The sequence below is a fragment of the Streptomyces sp. NPDC006458 genome, from assembly GCF_040612135.1.
In the GTDB taxonomy this organism is placed as follows: domain Bacteria; phylum Actinomycetota; class Actinomycetes; order Streptomycetales; family Streptomycetaceae; genus Streptomyces.
Window position 1 is genome coordinate 264,428 of the sequence record NZ_JBEXPR010000008.1, and the last position, 17,170, is coordinate 281,597.

General features: G+C 72.7%; 17 protein-coding genes and 1 pseudogene. 11 read left to right on the top strand and 7 right to left on the bottom strand.

Features of this window, described 5'->3' with window-relative positions:
• Positions 1-43 precede the first annotated feature (43 nt).
• On the top strand, positions 44-715 hold the full coding sequence (locus ABZZ79_RS13865; protein ID WP_356689139.1) for an O-methyltransferase: 672 nt from the start codon (positions 44-46) through the stop codon (positions 713-715).
• 26 nt (positions 716-741) lie between these two features.
• Here the strand turns inward: ABZZ79_RS13865 and ABZZ79_RS13870 are convergent, their stop codons facing one another.
• Entirely contained in the window at positions 742-1,134 is a 393-nt protein-coding gene (locus ABZZ79_RS13870; protein ID WP_356689140.1) for a hypothetical protein, read from the bottom strand.
• A 100-nt stretch (positions 1,135-1,234) separates the two neighbouring features.
• Here ABZZ79_RS13870 and ABZZ79_RS13875 point away from each other — a divergent pair, with 100 nt between their 5' ends.
• Entirely contained in the window at positions 1,235-1,657 is a 423-nt protein-coding gene (locus ABZZ79_RS13875) for a DUF1992 domain-containing protein (protein ID WP_356689141.1), read from the top strand.
• Positions 1,658-2,333: 676 nt separating this feature from the next.
• Here ABZZ79_RS13875 and ABZZ79_RS13880 read toward each other — a convergent pair.
• Positions 2,334-2,609: pseudogene (locus tag ABZZ79_RS13880) on the bottom strand (hypothetical protein); the annotation flags it as partial.
• A gap of 35 nt (positions 2,610-2,644) precedes the next feature.
• Entirely contained in the window at positions 2,645-3,247 is a 603-nt protein-coding gene (locus ABZZ79_RS13885; RefSeq protein ID WP_356689142.1) for a hypothetical protein, read from the bottom strand.
• A 138-nt stretch (positions 3,248-3,385) separates the two neighbouring features.
• On the opposite strand from ABZZ79_RS13885, the gene ABZZ79_RS13890 reads away from it, so the two are divergent.
• Entirely contained in the window at positions 3,386-3,886 is a 501-nt protein-coding gene (locus tag ABZZ79_RS13890; protein WP_356689143.1) for a GNAT family N-acetyltransferase, read from the top strand.
• Between the two features lie 9 nt (positions 3,887-3,895).
• On the opposite strand, the gene ABZZ79_RS13895 is transcribed toward ABZZ79_RS13890, so the two are convergent.
• On the bottom strand, positions 3,896-5,959 hold the full coding sequence (locus ABZZ79_RS13895) for an MFS transporter (protein WP_356689144.1): 2,064 nt from the start codon (positions 5,957-5,959) through the stop codon (positions 3,896-3,898).
• Positions 5,960-6,143: 184 nt separating this feature from the next.
• Between ABZZ79_RS13895 and ABZZ79_RS13900 the strand changes: the two genes are divergently transcribed.
• Positions 6,144-7,424, top strand: coding sequence for a peptidoglycan-binding protein (locus tag ABZZ79_RS13900; RefSeq protein ID WP_356689145.1), 1,281 nt, complete (start codon positions 6,144-6,146; stop codon positions 7,422-7,424).
• A 343-nt stretch (positions 7,425-7,767) separates the two neighbouring features.
• Here ABZZ79_RS13900 and ABZZ79_RS13905 read toward each other — a convergent pair whose 3' ends face one another.
• Both ABZZ79_RS13905 and ABZZ79_RS13910 read right to left on the bottom strand, forming a co-directional pair.
• On the bottom strand, positions 7,768-8,433 hold the full coding sequence (locus tag ABZZ79_RS13905) for an HAD family hydrolase (protein ID WP_356689146.1): 666 nt from the start codon (positions 8,431-8,433) through the stop codon (positions 7,768-7,770).
• 189 nt (positions 8,434-8,622) lie between these two features.
• A complete protein-coding gene (locus tag ABZZ79_RS13910) occupies positions 8,623-9,204 on the bottom strand; it encodes a TMEM165/GDT1 family protein (RefSeq protein ID WP_356689147.1) in 582 nt (193 codons plus the stop codon).
• Between the two features lie 382 nt (positions 9,205-9,586).
• Between ABZZ79_RS13910 and ABZZ79_RS13915 the strand changes: the two genes are divergently transcribed.
• The 3 genes from ABZZ79_RS13915 (at position 9,587) to ABZZ79_RS13925 (ending at position 13,053) form a co-directional block, all read left to right on the top strand.
• Positions 9,587-10,231 carry an HNH endonuclease family protein gene (locus ABZZ79_RS13915; RefSeq protein ID WP_356689148.1) on the top strand — a complete coding sequence of 215 codons (645 nt, stop codon included), beginning with the start codon at positions 9,587-9,589 and terminating at the stop codon, positions 10,229-10,231.
• A gap of 103 nt (positions 10,232-10,334) precedes the next feature.
• Complete coding sequence (locus ABZZ79_RS13920) at positions 10,335-12,026, top strand: alkaline phosphatase D family protein (RefSeq protein WP_356689149.1); 1,692 nt, start codon at positions 10,335-10,337, stop codon at positions 12,024-12,026.
• Between the two features lie 400 nt (positions 12,027-12,426).
• Entirely contained in the window at positions 12,427-13,053 is a 627-nt protein-coding gene (locus tag ABZZ79_RS13925) for a VTT domain-containing protein (RefSeq protein WP_356689150.1), read from the top strand.
• Positions 13,054-13,152: 99 nt separating this feature from the next.
• On the opposite strand, the gene ABZZ79_RS13930 is transcribed toward ABZZ79_RS13925, so the two are convergent.
• The gene (locus ABZZ79_RS13930) at positions 13,153-13,383 is read right to left on the bottom strand and encodes a DUF2277 domain-containing protein (protein ID WP_356689151.1); all 231 of its coding nucleotides are present in this window, start codon (positions 13,381-13,383) and stop codon (positions 13,153-13,155) included.
• A 289-nt stretch (positions 13,384-13,672) separates the two neighbouring features.
• Between ABZZ79_RS13930 and ABZZ79_RS13935 the strand changes: the two genes are divergently transcribed.
• The 4 genes from ABZZ79_RS13935 to ABZZ79_RS13950 all read left to right on the top strand — a co-directional run bounded on the left by ABZZ79_RS13935 (position 13,673) and on the right by ABZZ79_RS13950 (position 16,796).
• Positions 13,673-14,458 carry an MBL fold metallo-hydrolase gene (locus ABZZ79_RS13935; protein WP_356689152.1) on the top strand — a complete coding sequence of 262 codons (786 nt, stop codon included), beginning with the start codon at positions 13,673-13,675 and terminating at the stop codon, positions 14,456-14,458.
• Positions 14,459-14,517: 59 nt separating this feature from the next.
• Positions 14,518-15,420: a 2-dehydropantoate 2-reductase gene (locus ABZZ79_RS13940; protein WP_356689153.1), complete on the top strand. Its 903-nt coding sequence runs from the start codon at positions 14,518-14,520 to the stop codon at positions 15,418-15,420.
• A 251-nt stretch (positions 15,421-15,671) separates the two neighbouring features.
• Complete coding sequence (locus ABZZ79_RS13945; protein ID WP_356689154.1) at positions 15,672-16,010, top strand: hypothetical protein; 339 nt, start codon at positions 15,672-15,674, stop codon at positions 16,008-16,010.
• A 570-nt stretch (positions 16,011-16,580) separates the two neighbouring features.
• Positions 16,581-16,796: a hypothetical protein gene (locus tag ABZZ79_RS13950; protein ID WP_356689155.1), complete on the top strand. Its 216-nt coding sequence runs from the start codon at positions 16,581-16,583 to the stop codon at positions 16,794-16,796.
• Positions 16,797-17,170 lie beyond the last annotated feature (374 nt).

A 17,170-nucleotide genomic window follows, 5' to 3' on the forward strand; every position in this document is an offset into this window, starting at 1 on the left:
GAGTAGTTAGCGACTCTAACGAAAATATGAAAGGCACAGGTGCATGAGCCAGTCAGAGCAGTGGGAAGCCGTGGACGCCTACTTCGCCGCTCAGCTCGCGCCCGACGACGAGGGGCTCCGGGCGGCCCTGCGCGACAGTGAGGCCGCCGGTCTCCCGGAGATCGCCGTCTCCGCGCCCCAGGGCAAACTGCTCCACCTCCTCGCCCGCATCCAGGGCGCCCGCACGGTCCTGGAGATCGGCACCCTCGGTGGCTACAGCACCATCTGGCTGGCCCGCGCGCTGCCCGAGGACGGCAGGCTGGTCTCCCTGGAGTACGACCCCCAGCGCGCGGAGGTCGCCACCCGCAACCTCGCCCGCGTGGGCCTGGACAAGGTCGCCGAGGTCCGGGTCGGCCCGGCCCTGGAGTCCCTGCCCCGGCTCGCCGACGAGAACCCGCCGCCCTTCGACCTGGTCTTCATCGACGCCGACAAGGCCAACAACCCGCACTACGTGGAGTGGGCGCTGAAGCTCACCCGCGCGGGCAGCGTGATCGTCCTCGACAACGTCGTACGCGGTGGGCGCGTTCTCGACGCCGACAGCGGCGCCCCCGACGTCCAGGGCACCCGGGCCGCCCTCGACCTCATCGCCTCGCACCCACGGCTGGACGGCACGGCGATCCAGACCGTGGGCACGAAGGGCTGGGACGGCTTCGCACTGGCCCGCGTGCTCGCGTAGACCGGTGACACGGCTTCCCCCGGGTCTCAGGCCTCGTGGTAGAAGCCGACGTTGACGCTGCGCGGCGCGGTGCGGTCCTGGACGACGATCTCGCCGCTGGCGCCGCGCGGCAGCCGGACGCTGCCGCCGTAGGGGATGGTCTGGGCGTACTCGCCGACCGCGAGCCGGACCTCCGAGGACGGCTCCGCCTGCGAGCCGCGCAGCCACGTCACCTGCCACACCCCGTCGGGGCCGCAGAGGAACTCCAGATGCGCCCGGGAGACGAACAGCCAGTCCTCCGGCGTCACCAGCCGGCACAGGGACTTGTCGCGGCCCACCCGCAGCACGGCACCGGGCTCGGTGGGTGCATCGGCCATGAGCATGCCGGCCGTGGCGCCCGCCTCCGCCCCGGAGACGGTGGCCATGGTCAGTTCGAGCACGTGCGCTCCCCATTGGAAGGTCCTTGGACAGCGGCCCGGTTGGGGCGCCGCCGCCGCATACTAAAACGCCCGGCGGTATCCCGTCCGGCACAATGGGTTCATGACCGAGCGAAAGCCACCGGGCGTCAGCTTCGAGTCCTGGACCGACAGGCAGATACGTGACGCCGAGGCGCGGGGCGAGTTCGCCCGGCTGCCGGGCGTGGGCAAGCCTCTGCCGAGCGAGGTCGAGCAGCCCTATGACGAACTGTGGTGGATCAAGCGCAAGATGGCCCGCGAGGGTCTCGCGGTCCTGCCGCCCACCCTGGCCCTGCGCAAGGAGGCCGAGGACGCCCTCGCCGCCGCGCTGCGGGCCCCTTCCGAGCGGAGCGTCCGCCGCATCATCGAGGCCGTCAATCCCAGGATCCGCGAGATGATGTTCCGCCCGCCGCCGGGCCCGCCCCTGGGCCTGAAGCCGTACGACGTGGAGGAGGTCGTACGACACTGGCGGGCGGCCCGGGAGACGGCCTCGGACGAGACGGACTGACCGACACCTGACCGACGCGGACCCTCAGACCACCCGGGGGCACACCGCTCTCAGGCGGCGCGGGCCCTCAAGGGGCGCGGGCCCTCAAGGGGCGCGGGCCCTCAAGGGGCGCGGGCCCTCAAGGGGCGCGGGGAACTGCGCGACCAGCCACAACAAACCCGCACCGGAGAAACAACCAGGACCCTTCAAGGGGGCGCGGGGAACTGCGCGACAAGCCACGACGAACCCGCACCCGAACTCGCACCCGAACTCACCGACACGGACCGGCCGACGCGGGCCCACCCTTCGGACGAGGCCGGGTGGCCCGGCCGGCCCGTGCCACCCGGCGTCCCGGAGGCCCGCGGCGTGACCCCGGAGGCCCGCGGCGTCAGCCCGACGGCGGCGTCGGCGTGATGATCGGCGAGTCGTCCTGCGGCTTCGCCCGGGCCTCACGCTGCGCGTCGGAGGCGGGAGGCGGAGCGGAAGCGTCGTCGTGGCCGCCGATGTCCGCGGCCGTGGGAGCGCCGGGGCCGCTGTGCCTGTGCCCCGTGGCGTCCGAGGGCCACTCCTCGGAGCCGCGCCCCGTGGGCCCGGCCGGTGCCGTGCCGGCGGAGGCCGGGTGCGTGCGGGTGCCGGTGGACGTGCCGGCTCCGTTGCCGTCGTGAGCGCCTTCGTGAGCGCCGTCGTGGCCGCCTTCGTGCAACAGGAGTTGCGCCAGCTCGCGGTAGTCGCGCAGGGCCAGGCGGAGCAGTTCGGTGTCGTCGGCCGAGCCCGTGGGGGTTTCGCTGGGCTGCCAGGCCATCCGCAGGCTGCGGCGGCGCCGGGCGACCGCGTCGGTGAAGCGGGTGGCGATCTCCTCCACGGTCCGGTCGGCCTCTTCGACGGCGTGCCTGGGTTCGTCCACGAACTCGGCGACGGCGTGCCGCAGCCGCTGTTCGAGCCGGTCGCACTCGTCGTGCGCGAGCAGCGGAGCGGTGGTGGTACCGCCGGTACGTCCTGTCACCTCGGTCATATGACTCGACTCCCCTTCGTCTCCGATTCCCCGGCGCCCGCTCCCACGAGGTCCTGGAACAGCTCGCGCGCCTCGATCATGGCCGTGCGCATCTCCTCGGTGGCCGCGCCGTTGCCGGACGATCCGGGCTCGTCATGGGCGTGCGCGAGCCGGTGCACGTGCCGGTAGCCCTCCACATGCCGGGCGTGGTGCACGGACAGGGCGGAGAGCTGGTCGTCGTAGTGCCCGGTGTCCGGGAAGCCCCGTGCCTCGGCGGCCTCGCCGAGCAGATGGTCCGCCTCGGACAGGGCCTCACGCGGCGCGTCGACGAACCTCTCCTGCGCGGCCGCCCAGCGGGTCTGGAAGCGTTCGCGCCTGGCGGGATCCAGCGGCTCGGTGTGCAGATCCCCGTGGCGTTCGACGCGCCGGGCGAGGTCCTGCTCGGCCGCCTTGGTGTCTCCGTCGTGCCGGGTGACGGCCCGGTCGTACTCCGGTCCGAAGCGCCGCCGCAGATCACGGCCGCCGCGCGAACGACCGGACCGCAGGGCCAGCAACGCGGCGACGGCGACGACGATGACGGCGCCGATCACGATCAGAGCGATGATCAGTCCAGTGGACATGGATGCCTTCCGGATACTCGGTCCCCGATGGGCCCCCTGCGGGGCCGCTTCGAGAAACGGGTTGCCTGCGAAGGCCGCCTGAAACGGCCGCCGGAAAAGGGTTTGCGGCGCCCGGCCCGCGCCTCGGGAGAATGGCGCATGAGCACCTCCGCCTGGACCGTCGCCCCGGAACCCGTCGACTCTCCGGCCGCCGCCGCGCTGTGGCGGGCCTACTACACGGAGGTCAGCGACCGCTGGTACCTCCTGCACGAGGGCCGTCGTACGGACCCGGCCGAGCTGGAGCGGGAGATCGCAGCCGCAGCGGTGGACGGGCTGCTCCCGCCGCGGGGGCTGCTGCTGGTCGCGCGCCACGAAGGTGAGCCGGCCGGCGTGGCGGGCGTACTCCGGGTCGGTGCCGGGGCGGCGGAGCTGAAGCGGGTGTTCCTGCGGGAGGACATGCGCGGCAGGGGCGGCGCGGCCCTGCTGGTGGCGGCCGCCGAGGACGCGGCCCGGTCACTGGGCGCCGACCGTCTGCGCCTCGACACCCGGGGCGACCTCGTGGAGGCCCGCGCTGTGTACGCCCGCCTCGGCTTCCGCGAGACGGTACCGCACAACCACGATCCGTACGCGGAACACTGGTTCACGAAGGAACTGGTGTGAACGTCGCTTTCAGGCAAAGCGTTGGGCCGGGCCGCCGTCGTACGGCTGCTCCCGCTCCGAGCCGCACAGCTCGCCGTTCAGCTCCTTGACGAGTTGGACGAGGTCGGTGGGCCGGTCCGGGCCCCACCAGTCGCCCAGCAGTTGCGCGAGGGAGTCCTCGCGGGCCCGCGACAGCCGTTCGGCGACCTCTTCGCCCTGCGGGGTGAGGCTGAGGTCGAGGCCGGCGCGGGTGGCGAGGTGCCGTTCCTCCACTTGCCGCGCGGCCTCGATGATCACCGTCAGGGGCACCGGGCCGCGCTCGGCCAGCACGGCCGGCTCCACCGAGCCGTACCGCTTGATCCGCAGCAGCAGCCAGCTCGTCGCGGGCCTCAGGTCGTACCCGGCGCGCTCGGTGATCGTCCGGTAGATCTCCCGCCGCCCCTCCCGGCTGCCCAGCACCGACAGCGCCCGGCACACCTCGTCGTACGAGGTCCGCTCGACTGGGTTGCTGGCCAGTGTCTCGGTGACGTCCGGTGTCGTGACCGAGGCCCGCAGCCGGTCCTCGCGCAGGAACCAGGCCAGGACGAAGCCGACGACGGCGACCGGAGCGGCGTACAGGAACACATCGGTGATCGCGGACGCGTACGCGTGCAGCACGTCCGGGCGCAGCGACGAGGGCAGGGACTGGATGCCCCGCGGGTCGGCGGCCAGCGAGTCGGCGGAGACCCCGGAGGGCAGCCGCACGCCGCGGAAGGCGTCGGTGAGCTGGTCGGCGAGGCGGTTGGAGAAGACGGAGCCGAAGACGGCGACGCCGAAGGAGGCGCCGATGGAGCGGAAGAAGGTCGCGCCGGACGTGGCGACGCCGAGGTCCTCGTAGCCGACGGCGTTCTGCACGATCAGCACCAGCACCTGCATCACGAGGCCGAGTCCGAGGCCGAAGACGAAGAAGAAGCCGCTCATCTCGGTGGTCGAGCTGTGCTCGTCCAGGTGCGCGAGCAGGAGCAGACCGAGCGCGGTGACGCCGGTGCCGGCGATCGGGAAGACCTTCCAGCGGCCGGTGCGGCTGACGATCTGACCGGAGGCGGTGGAGGCCAGCAGCAGGCCGATCACCATCGGCAGCATGTGCACACCGGACATGGTCGGGCTGATGCCGTGCACGACCTGGAGGAAGGTCGGCAGGAAGGTCATCGCGCCGAACATCGCGAAGCCGACGATGAAGCTGATGACGGCGGACAGGGTGAAGGTGCGGATACGGAACAGCTTCAGCGGCAGCACGGGCTCCGCGGCCCGCCGCTCCACCATCACGAACACCACGGTCAGCACCGCGCCCAGCACCGCCAGCCCGATGATCTGCGGCGAGCCCCAGTCCCAGGTGGTGCCGCCGAGGGAGGCGACGAGGACCAGGCAGGTGGCGACGGAGGCGATGAGGAAGGTGCCGAGGTAGTCGATGACGTGCCGGGTCCGCTTGGGCGGCAGCCGCAGCACGGTGGCGATGACGACGAGCGCGACGGCTCCGACGGGCAGGTTGATGTAGAAGACCCAGCGCCAGCTCAGATGCTCGGTGAACAGACCGCCGAGCAGCGGTCCGAGGACGCTGGTGGCGCCGAAGACGGCACCGAACAGACCCTGGTAGCGGCCGCGGTCCCGGGGTGGGACCAGGTCGCCGACGATCGCCATGGACAGCACCATCAGCCCGCCGCCGCCCAGTCCCTGCAAGGCGCGGAAGCCGATCAGCTCCGGCATGTTCTGGGCGAGTCCGCACAGCGCCGAGCCGATCAGGAAGATCACGATGGCGGCCTGGAACAGCCGCTTGCGCCCGTACTGGTCGCCGAGCTTGCCCCACAGCGGGGTCGCGGCGGTGGCGGCCAGCATGTAGGCGGTGACCACCCAGGACAGGTGCTCCAGACCGCCCAGGTCGCTGACGATGGTCGGCAGCGCGGTGGAGACGATGGTCTGGTCGAGCGCGGCGAGCAGCATCCCCAGGAGCAGGGCGCCGATGGAGACGAGGACGTTGCCGGGGACGTGTTCCTGGCCCGCGGTCCTCCGCTCCGGGGGGAGCACCGGGGTGGTGGCCCCCTGCGCGTCGTCGGCCATCCGGACCTCCCGAGGCTCGCGATACCACTCCATCGTGGTGGGTGTGTTCGGTTATGGCCTGTCGAGTGCCCGACGCGCGCCCGCTTCCGCCCGAAGGGGAAGCCGATATTCCGGGGGGTTAGGGCGGGTGCGGTGGGCGGTGTCTGCATAATCACGTGTGTTCGCAAGGGGAGGGGACGGACTCGTGGCAGACCAACAGGGGCAACCGTGCCCGGAGTGCGGGGCGTCCCGCGCCCCGGACAACACCCCTTCGTGCGGCTGCGGCCGCCGCACCTCCGACGCCCTCGTCCAGTCCCGCACGGCGGAGGCGGCCGCGGCGGAGGACTTCAACCCGCTGCGCATCCGTCCGTACGTCGACCTCGACGCCGCCGTCGCGAACGCCGGGCCCCCGGTGACGCCCCCGGCGCAGCGGGGTCCCGCCGAGCCGGGCGCCCAGGGGACGACCGGGTCTCCCGCCACGGGGTCTCCCGCTTCGGGGTCCGCCGCCGCGCGCGCCCCGCACCCGGACGCCGAGTCGACCATGCCGCTGCCGGCCGTGCCGCAGGGGAGCCGGGCGGTGCCGCACGCGCAGTCGGCGTCCGCCGCCGGGGTGCCGGGCGCGCCGGGCGGAGCGCCCGGGGCCCCGGGGGCGCCCGAGGCCCCCACCACGGCCCTGTCCGCCCCGGTCGGGCTCCCCGTGGCGCCGCCCAGCGACTACGACCTGCGGCTGTTCGAGGCCCCGGACGCCGAGCCGGGCCCGCCGCCGGGCCAGGCGCGTGGCGCATCCGGGGGCGGCCAGGCGCGTGGCGCATCCGGGGGCGGCCGGGCGCGTGACGGGTCCGGGGGCGGCCGGGCGCGTGGCGGGTCCGGGGGCGGCCGTGCCCGGCGTACCGCGCTGATCGGCTCCGCCGGGGCCGTCGTGGCCGTGGCGGCGGCGGCCGGGCTGGCGAGCGGGGTGTTCCAGTACGACACGCCCTCGCGGGACACCGCGACGGCACGGGACGTGCGGGAGGCGGCACCTCAGGCGCCGACCAGTGAGGCGGCCGCGCTGTCGGCGGCCCCGAGCGGCAGCGCGGAGCCGACCTCGTCGGCCTCGGCGTCCCCGTCCGAGTCGGCCTCCCCGTCGGCCGGTGAGAGCGCCTCGCCGTCGCCGTCGGCGTCGAGCGCTTCACCGTCGGCGTCGGCCTCGTCGCCCACTCCGTCGGCCTCCGAGGCGAGCCCTCTGTTCTCCGAGGACCCTCAGACGCCCCCGGCCGACGGCCCGGTGCTGCGCCGGGGCGACCAGGGCTCGGAGGTCGCCGAGCTCCAGGCCCGGCTGCGCCAGCTGTACCTCTACAACGGCGACGTCAACGGCAACTTCAACCCGCCCCTGGAGAACGCCCTGCGCGACTACCAGTGGGCCCGAGGTCTGCAGCAGGTGTCCGAGCTGGGCGTGTACGACCAGCTGACCAGGGCGATGCTGGAGTCGGAGACGTCGGAGCCCTAGCTAGGGACTGGCGTCACCTCCCCTTCGTCGCGGTCCCCTCATCGCCGTCCCCTCGTCGCCTTGCGTCGTCGCCTTTTCGTCGTCGCCTTTTCGTCGTCGCCTTTTCGTCGTCGCCCGAAGGGCGGCCGCGTGGCGTCCGGTGCGTGCGCTCGGCTGTGTGCGCTCGGCGTGCCGGGCGGACGTCCTCGTACGGGACGTACTCGGGCTTCCACCCGGTGCGGCGAGGCGAGCGGGTGCACCTCCCATGCCTTGAGGCAGTGGGAGCGTGCAAGGCGTCACGGGGCGGACGGGAAGGTGACGACAGGCCCGGGGGGCTGAGGTACGGCCCGGCGTCGTAGGCGCGTCACGCCGGGTCGGCGTACAGCCGGATCGTGCCGTCGGCCGCCGTCTCCAGCCGTATCTGCGTGAGATCGCGCACGTGCACGTCCGGGGCGTGGACGCCCGCGCGGGGGCCGACGCCGACGACGCGCATGCCGGCGGCGCGGCCGGCCTCGATGCCCGCGGCGGAGTCCTCGAAGACGACGCAGTCGGCGGGGTCGACGCCGAGTTCGGCGGCGCCCTTGAGGAAGCCCTCGGGGTCGGGCTTGCTGGCCCCGACGGACTCGGCGGTGATCCGCACCTCGGGCAGCGGGAGCCCGGCCGCCGCCATCCGCGCGGTGGACAGGCCGACGTCCGCCGAGGTCACGAGGGCGTGCGGCAGGCCGCTGAGGAACGCGAGGAAGGCGGGCGCGCCGGGAACGGCGACGACGCCGTCCAGGTCGGCGGTCTCCTCGGCGAGCATGCCCGCGTTGTCGGCGTAGTTGGCCTCCATGGGCCGGTGTGGCAGCAGGACGGCCATGGAGGCGTAGCCCTGGCGGCCGTGGACGACCTTCATCACCTCGTCGCCGTCGAGCCCGTGCCGCTCGGCCCAGCGCCGCCAGATGCGCTCCACGACCGCGTCCGAGTTGACGAGGGTGCCGTCCATGTCGAGCAGGAGGGCGCGGGCGGTGAGCACGGTGGTGGCCGTCATCGGCATGGCTCCAAGCTGTTCAGGGGGCGTCGACGGTCCCCTGGTCCCCTGGGCGAGAACCAAGGCGGCCCCGCCCGCCGGTCAGGGAAAACGGGCGGGAGCCACTTTGTTTCTCTACGATACAAAACAATTCCGGCATCCGGCGAGCACATGGAGAAATCTTCACGCGCCGTTCAGCTCGCGACCGCCTCAGACGGTCACGGCCTCCCACAGGCTCCACAGGCCGAGCGCCAGCATCAGCATGGCGGCGATCTTGGTGATGAGCTTCAGCGGTACGCGCTTCATCAGCGCCCTGCCGCCGACGATGCCGAGTCCCGCGACCGCCCACAGGGCGAGCACCGCGCCGAGGCCGACCGAGAGCGGATCGTCGTAGCGGGCGGCGAGGTTGGCGGTCATGATCTGCGTGAGATCGCCGAACTCGGCGACCAGGATCAGCATGAACCCGGCCCCGGCGACCTTGGCGAAGGACTGGTTCTCGGGCTTGCGGACCTCGTCCTCGTCCTCGTCCTTCTTCAGCAGCAGCACGGCCGCGCCGCCCAGGAAGAGCACACCGGTCAGCGCTGACAGGATCTGCGCGGGCAGCAGGGTGAGCACACTCCCCGCCGCGACGGCGAGCGCGACATGCAGCGCGAAGGCGGCGGCGACACCGGCGAAGACGTAGGAGGCGCGGTAGCGGGTGCCGAGGACGAGGCCCGCGAGGGCGGTCTTGTCGGGGAGTTCGGCGAGGAAGACGACGCCGAAGACGAGCGCCATGACGGAGAGGCTGATCAACGTTCCACAATCGGTCGGGGCCGCCCCCACCGAGTTCGTGCGCTGACCCTTCGGACGCGACCTCGGCAAGGACAGCACACGTAACCCGTGCCGGAGGGCACGGGTGCGCACTGCTTGCCGAAGGTCTCGCTGGCCGGTCCTCGACTTCAGGTCCGGCTCCGGGCGCCGGCCCAGCTGAGCTGAGCAGTATGTCGACGGTCCGGCGAAGAGCTACTCCCCTTCTGCGTGGCCCATGGTACGCGAGAGAAAGTTCGAGCATAAATCTTGTCGTGTCATGCACACGTCACTAATTTCTCATCGAACGCACACCTGTACGCAACACGCCCCCGCGAGCATTCCCACGCCCCGCTCGCCAACACCCCCACATCGCCAGGGAGTACACATGCCCAAGTTCTACGCGCGTCGACGCCTGAGCATAGTCGCGGCGCTCACCGGTCTCCTCGCCTCCGCCGCCCTCCTCAACGGCCCGAGCGCCTCCGCCGCGCTCCCCACCCCGGTCAGCGGCGCCACCGCCCGCAGCTACCTCGCCTCGCTCACCGTGGCGACCGAGAACCGCACCGGCTACAACCGCGACCTCTTCCCCCACTGGATCACCATCTCCGGCGCCTGCAACACCCGTGAGACGGTCCTCAAGCGCGACGGCTCCAACGTCGTCACCGACTCCGCCTGCGCCTCCGTCAGCGGCAGCTGGTACTCGCCCTACGACGGCGCCACCTGGAACCTCGCCTCCGACCTCGACATCGACCACCTCGTCCCGCTGGCCGAGGCCTGGGACTCCGGCGCCGGCTCCTGGACGACCTCCAAGCGCCAGTCCTTCGCCAACGACCTGACCCGCCCGCAGCTCATCGCGGTCACCGACAACGTCAACCAGGCCAAGGGCGACCAGGACCCGGCCACCTGGATGCCGTCCGTCTCCTCCTACCGCTGCACCTACGTGCGCGCGTGGGTCCAGGTGAAGTACTACTACGGCCTCTCGGTCGACTCCGCCGAGAAGACCGCACTGCAGAACTACCTGGCTCCCTGCTGATCGGGGCCTCCGTCCCGGGCAACTGATCCGGAATTCCGTGCGGAACCTCCCCGCCGGCCTCCGTCGTTCCGTACCGTACGGGGCGACGGAGAGGGGCGATGACGTGGCGGGACTGCGGCTGGGACCACTGCTGAGATACACGGGCGGCTCGTCCGCGACCATCTGGGTCGAGGCGAGCCGCCCCTGCATCGCCGAGGTGCGCTGCGCCGACGGCTCCGGCGGCGGCACCCGCACCTTCCAGATCGCGGGCCACCACTACGCCCTGGTCGAGGTCACCGGGCTCACGCCCGGCACGTCGACGCCGTACGAGGTGTTCCTCGACGGCACGCGCGTGTGGCCCGAGCCCGGTTCGGCCTTCCCGGCCTCCGAGATCCGCACCTGCGACGAGGATCCTGGCCGGGCCGAACCCGTCCGCGTCGCCTTCGGCTCCTGCCGCTGGGCCGCGCCCCCGGCCGGCGAGAAGGACCCGGTCGGCCCGGACGCCCTCGACACCCTCGCCGCCCGCCTCGCCACCGACCCCTCGGCTCGGCGCCCCGACGTCCTGCTCCTGCTCGGCGACCAGGTGTACGCCGACGAGACCTCTCCGGCCACCCGCCGCTGGCTGGCCGCGCGCCGCGACGTGGAGGACCCGCCGGGCACCCAGGTCGCGGACTACGAGGAGTACACCCGGCTGTACTACGAATCCTGGCTCGACCCCGAGGTGCGCTGGCTGCTGTCCACCGTGCCGAGCTGCATGATCTTCGACGACCACGACATCGTCGACGACTGGAACACCTCCGCCGCCTGGGTCGCCGACATGCGGGCCACGCCCTGGTGGCGCGAGCGGGTGCTGAGCGGCCTGATGTCGTACTGGGTCCACCAGCACCTCGGCAACCTCAGCCCCGCCGAACTGGCCGACGACCCGCTCTACGCCGCCGTGCGCGAAGCCCCCGACGGCACCGACGTGTTGCGCGCCTTCGCCTGCCGGGCGGACACCGACCCCGCCTCCGTGCGCTGGAGTTACCGGCGCGACTTCGGGCGGGTGCGGGTGCTGATGGTGGACAGCAGGGCCGCGCGGGTGCTGGACGAGGACGCGCGCTCGATGCTCGACCCCGGCGAGGCGCGGTGGCTGCGCACCGAGGCGCTGGACGCGCCCGGCGACTGCGACCACCTGCTGATCGGCACCTCCCTGCCCTGGCTGCTGCCGCATCTGGTGCACGACGCCGAGGGCTGGAGCGCGGCGCTGTGCCGGGGGGAGAAGGGGGCGCGCTGGGCGCGGTTCGGGGAGCGGCTGCGGCGGGCGGCGGACCTGGAGCACTGGGCAGCCTTCCCGCAGTCCTTCGACGCCCTCGCGGCGCTGATCGCCGAGGCCGGGTCGGGGCCGCAGGCGCCCGCGACCGTTCTGGTGCTGTCCGGCGACGTGCATCACGCCTACGTCGCCGAGCCGTCCTGGCCCGAGGGCTCCGGCCCCACCGCGCGGGCGCTCCAGCTGACCTGCTCCCCCGTGCACAACGCGATCCCCCGCTCCATCGAGCTGGGCTTCCGCTTCGGCTGGAGCCGGCTCGGGCGGGCACTGGGGCGCCGGTTCGCGGGGCACGGGCGGGTTCCGCAGCCTCCCGTCGACTGGCGGCGCACGGGCGGGCCGTGGTTCGGGAACCACCTGATGACACTGACCCTGACGGGGCGCGCCGCGGCCCTGCGCCTGGAGCGGGCCCGGCCTGGTGGCGAGGGCGGGCGCGGGCGCGGCAACGCCCGAGACGGTGGACGCGGGGCACGGCTGGTGACGGTGGAGGACGTACGGCTGACGGAGGGGTGAGTCTCGCCAGGGCCGGTCGTTCCGCCTGTCGTTCCGCCTGTCGTCCGGTGACAGGGGAGGACGTGCGGCTGACGGAGGGGTGAGTCCCGCGAGAGGCTGTCGTCCGGTGACGGTGGAGGACATGTGGCTGACCGAGGAGTGAGTCTCGCCAGGGGCAGTCATTCGGTGACGGTGGAGGACATGTGGCTGACCGAGGGGCGAGCCTTGCGAGGGCCTGTCGTTCGGGACGCCGGCCTGATCCAGGCGGCGGCTGGTGGGTCCGCACCCGACGCACTAACCCCCTGTGCACCTGATGTCACACCCCCGGCGTACGCTGTATGGCTGTCAACGGCCCCCTGCCGCTTTCCGCGCACCACCGCGGCAGGGCCGGGCCAACGGGGGGAATGACGGGGAGTTTCTTGTGGTCGAGAGTCTGGGGCCGCTGGCCGGCACACCATGGATCTATGCCCTGGTGGGCGCCTCGGTGCTGCTCGACGTGTTCCTGCCCGTGCTGCCCAGCGGCGTCCTGGTGATCATGGGCGCGACGGCGGCGGCCGCCGGTTCGGGCGCCGCGGCCGGACACGTCCCCGACAACGTCCCGGACATCCTGGCCCTGACCCTGTGCGCGGCCACCGCGTCGGTGCTGGGCGACCTCGTGGCGTACCGGCTGGCCTGGCGCGACGGCAGCCTGCCGGCCCGCGCCATCGCCCGCTCCCCCAGGCTGGCCCTGGCGCAGGAACGTCTCGGCTCGGCCCTCGCCCGGGGCGGCGGCGCGCTGGTCGTCCTCGCCCGGTTCGCCCCGGCCGGGCGCTCGGTCGTCTCCCTCGGCGCCGGTGCCGCGCACAGCCGCGCCCGCGACTTCCTGCCCTGGTCCGCGCTGGCGGGCCTGTCCTGGGCCGCGTACAGCGCCGCCCTCGGTTACTTCGGCGCGCACTGGCTGGGCGCGGGGTGGCTGGGCACGGGTGTGTCGGTGCTGGCGCTGTTCGCGGCGGGGTCGGGGGCGGCGTACCTGATGCGGCGGCCGGGAGTGGCGCGCGAGGCGGCGTAGGGCGAGGGCACGGCACGTGCCGGACCGGTGACCGCCCTTGGTGCCCCGGCAGGCAACGTTCGCGCGAGCGTGACGAGGCGAACGTTGCCTGCCTGGGCGTTAGCTCGCCTTGCGGGCGGTCTGGCCTCTGACCTCCAGGCCGGAGAGCAGTTCGGCGGTGGCCTCGGCGATGGCGTCGACGGCGTGCTCGAAGACCTCGCGATTGTGCGCGGCCGGGGCACGGAAGCCGGACACCTTGCGGACGAACTGAAGGGCGGCGGCCCGGATGTCGTCCTCGGTCGCCTCCTCGGGGAGCGTGGGCGGGCGGAGGGTCTTGATGCTGCGGCACATGCCTCCAGTCTCCCGCCCGAGGACGGCGCCCGCAGACGAAACCCGGTCTCGGGTCCGTCACCGCCTCCGCGCCGCGCCTCACTCCGCTTTGGGCCGGGTCGGCCTTGTGGGCCGGGTCCGGTCTTGCGGGCCGCTCGCTCCGCCCGGGGCGGTTCCGGTCCTGGGTCCGCTCGCTCCGAACGGGCCGGCATCCGCTTCCGCTTCCGCGTCGGCATCGGCATCGGCCCTCGTGCGTCTCGGCCCGCGAACCGGAGGAAATAGCTCCGGGCGGCCGCCCCTTGTCCTGATCATGACTGCAACGAAGATCACATACATCGGCGGCCCGACGGCCCTCATCACCCTCGGCGGCGTCCGCCTGCTGACCGACCCCACCTTCGACGCGCCCGGCGAGTACCGGGTGGGCTCGCGCACGCTGGTGAAGAAGGCGGGCCCGGCGCTCGGCCGGGAGGAGGTCGGCGCGGTGGACGCCGTGCTGCTGTCCCACGACCAGCACCCGGACAACCTCGACACCTCCGGCCGCGCGTTCCTCGCCGAGGTGCCGGTCGTCCTGTCGACCCCCGCCGCAGGGGAGCGCGTCGGCGGGGCCGTGCGCGGCCTGTCCCCCTGGGGGCACGTGGACCTGCCCCGCCCCGGCGCCCCCGGGACGCCCCTGCGGGTCACCGCCGTGCCCGCCCTGCACGGCCCCGAGGGCTCGGAGCCGGTTGTCGGCCAGGTCACCGGCTTCGTGCTGTCCGGCGAGGGGCTGCCCAAGGTGTACGTCAGCGGCGACAACGCCTCACTGGACCGGGTCCGGGAGATCGCCGGTCGGGAGGGCCCGTTCGACGTGGCGGTGCTGTTCGCGGGGGCCGCGCGCACCCCCCTCGTCCCGGACGCGCCGCTGACCCTGACCAGCGAGCGCGCGGCCGAGGCGGCGCAGATCCTCGGGGCCCGGCATGTCGTACCGCTGCACTTCGAGCACTGGGCCCACTTCACCGAGGACGGCACGGACCTGGCCAAGGCGTTCGAGGCGGCCGGGCTCACCGAGCGGCTCCACCTGCTCGGGCCGGGCGCTTCCACGGCCCTGCCCCCTCTGTGATGATCAACGCCGAGGCGGCCACCGCACCGGGGCCGACCGACGAAGAGGAGCCACATCCCATGGCACACGACGAACTCACCGTCGCCGTACTGGGCCCGGGCGGCGTGGGCGGCCTGCTCGCGGCGCTGCTCGCCCGCTCCGGCCACCGGGTGATCTGTCTGGCGGGCGAGAAGACGGCCGACACTCTGCGCACCTCCGGGATCGAGATCCGCAGCTCCGTCTTCGGCGACTTCCACGCGCGCGTGGAGGCGGACACCGAACTGCGCGAGCCGGTGGACGCCTGCCTGGTCGCCGTGAAGGCGACCGCGCTGGACGACGCCCTCGCGCGCGTGCCGGCCCAGACGCTGGGCGACGGTCTGCTCGTGCCGTTCCTCAACGGCGTGGAGCACCCGGCCACCCTGCGCGAGCGCTATCGCGCCGATCGAGTGGCGCCCGCGGTGATCCGCGTGGAGTCGACGCGGGTGGAGCCGGGCCGGATCGAGCACACCAGCCCCATCGCCGAGATCGACCTGGCGGGCGACCCTGTCCCGGCCGAGCGCCTGGACGCCCTGGCGGCGGCTCTCTCCGCGGCCGGTCCGACCACCCGGGTCGCCCCGGACGAGGCGGCCGCCCTGTGGGCGAAGATGTCCTTCCTGGCGCCCTTCGCGCTGCTCACCACGCACCACGGCCTGCCGCTGGGCGACGTACGCACGACCCACCGCGAGGAGCTGACCGCGCTGGTGGAGGAGACGGTGGCGGTCAGCGGCGCGGCCGGCGGCCCCTCGGACCCCGCCCAGGCGCTGGCCCGCTACGACGCGTTCCCGCCGGCCACCAAGTCCTCGATGCAGCGGGACGCCGAGGCGGGCCGGGCGCTCGAACTGGACGCGATCGGCGGGGCGTTGCTGCGGGCGGCGAAGCACCACGGGGTGCCGGTGCCGGTGGCGACGCGGCTGGTCCAGGAGCTGAGGTCCCAGTCCGGCTGAGCGGCTCACCGAGGGGCGTGCGCCCCTTGTGACGGGTGACAGCCGTGCGCCCCTTGTGACGGGTGACAGGTGACGGATGACGGGTGTCCCGGGCGTAGAGCGCCTGGGGCACCCGTTGGTCATGGGCCCGCGAGGAGGGCCGCGGTCGAACGTATCGGACGCTCGTTCGAACGGCCCCATAGGAACACTCCTTCGCGTGAACCACGGGAAGCAGCTCGCAGCTCAAAATCGAACAGGCGTAGCATTGCCGTGTGGCTACGACCTATGACTTCCCGAGCGACCTCCTCGCCGGTCAGGAGGAACTGCATCAGGTCCGGGCCGAGCTCTCGGCCCTGCTGAAACGACTCCCCTGGTCGGTCGCGCCCCTGGACGGCTTCCACGACACCGCCGGCTGGCGCAAGGTCGAACGCCCCGCCTCCCCCGGCTGGACCGAGGACGAGCAGGCAGAGGTGGAGAAGCTCCGCCGCCGCGAACACGAACTGGCCGTCTTCGTCACCACCCACCGCTACTGGTCGGAGATCACCGGCTCGGACCGCGTCACGGCCCGCTCCCAGCTCAAGCACATCGGCCCACCCCGTGAGGAGTCCTGAACACGACGAAGACCCCGACCGGAACCGGTCGGGGTCTTCCCACTGTGGGCGCGGACGGTTTCGAACCGCCGACATCCTGCTTGTAAGAGCGGCAGTCTCCACCTGGGCCACGATCCGGGCACCAGGGCGGACGGCCGGAGAGAAGCTGGTCAGGCTTGCAAGGACTGCGGATCGGGGAGCTTTACGCGCGACCTGACTACCCGGCAGGGCAGTCTGCCTACAGCCTGACTACCGAGCCCCGTCCCCTAAAAATCCCCTAAAGGATCATGCTGTTTGCGCAGCTCAGCGCCCCATCGAGTGACAGGCGGCTCCCGCGCCGAAACGGCCGGCCAGGGCACGGGAGCCGCCCCAAGTACCGGACCGCCGAGGGGGGCACCTCTGGGGACGGCCCGGCACGCCTAAATGGATTACTGCTCACGTATCTAACAGTGACCGATGATTACCGTCAGTCACCCATCGGGTGAACACACGTTCGATTCATGGACCGTACCCGTGGCCCCGCGGCACACACCAGAGGCAATCCGCAGGGCGAGATCGGATGATAGAAAGCGACGACTTGGGTGCTGAAACATGATCGCCTGGGCAGCGGTTGTCGAGCGCCAGCTCGCCGTACACCTCGCCCCACCTGGGTCCGCCAGGAACAACTCGCCCTGGGCAACGCATCGCTGCGCACCGGCACCCAGCCCGCCTCAGCGCTACGAGAACGCCATCACTGACCCCACGTACGGCGACCTCCTGCTGCTCGCGCAGGCACTGGACATCCCCGTCACCGACCTACCGCACTGAGCCACTCCACACCCGGGGAGTACCTACCGGAATCGGTGCAGCACCGTAGGCACGAGCGTCGAGTTGTAACTGTCCAGACATGAGACATCCCCTCTGCTGCGGTGCAGCTGAGCGGCCGGTCGGCTCGCCCATGGGCGGCCGCCGTAGCGCTGTTATGCGGAACGACAGCGTCAGCGTCGCACCTTGACTCAAGAGCGGCTCGCACCTTGAGCGAGTATCGACCAACTCTCAAGCGGCCGCCCGGTCTTGCTCGCCGTCGGGCGGCCGCCGTACCTGCCGCCGTGGCGCCGGGACACGACCGGCCGGCAGCAGGTATCTGAGCGGCCACCCCCGACGGGGGGCAGGGGCGGCCGCCGACTGTAGCTACCCGGCGC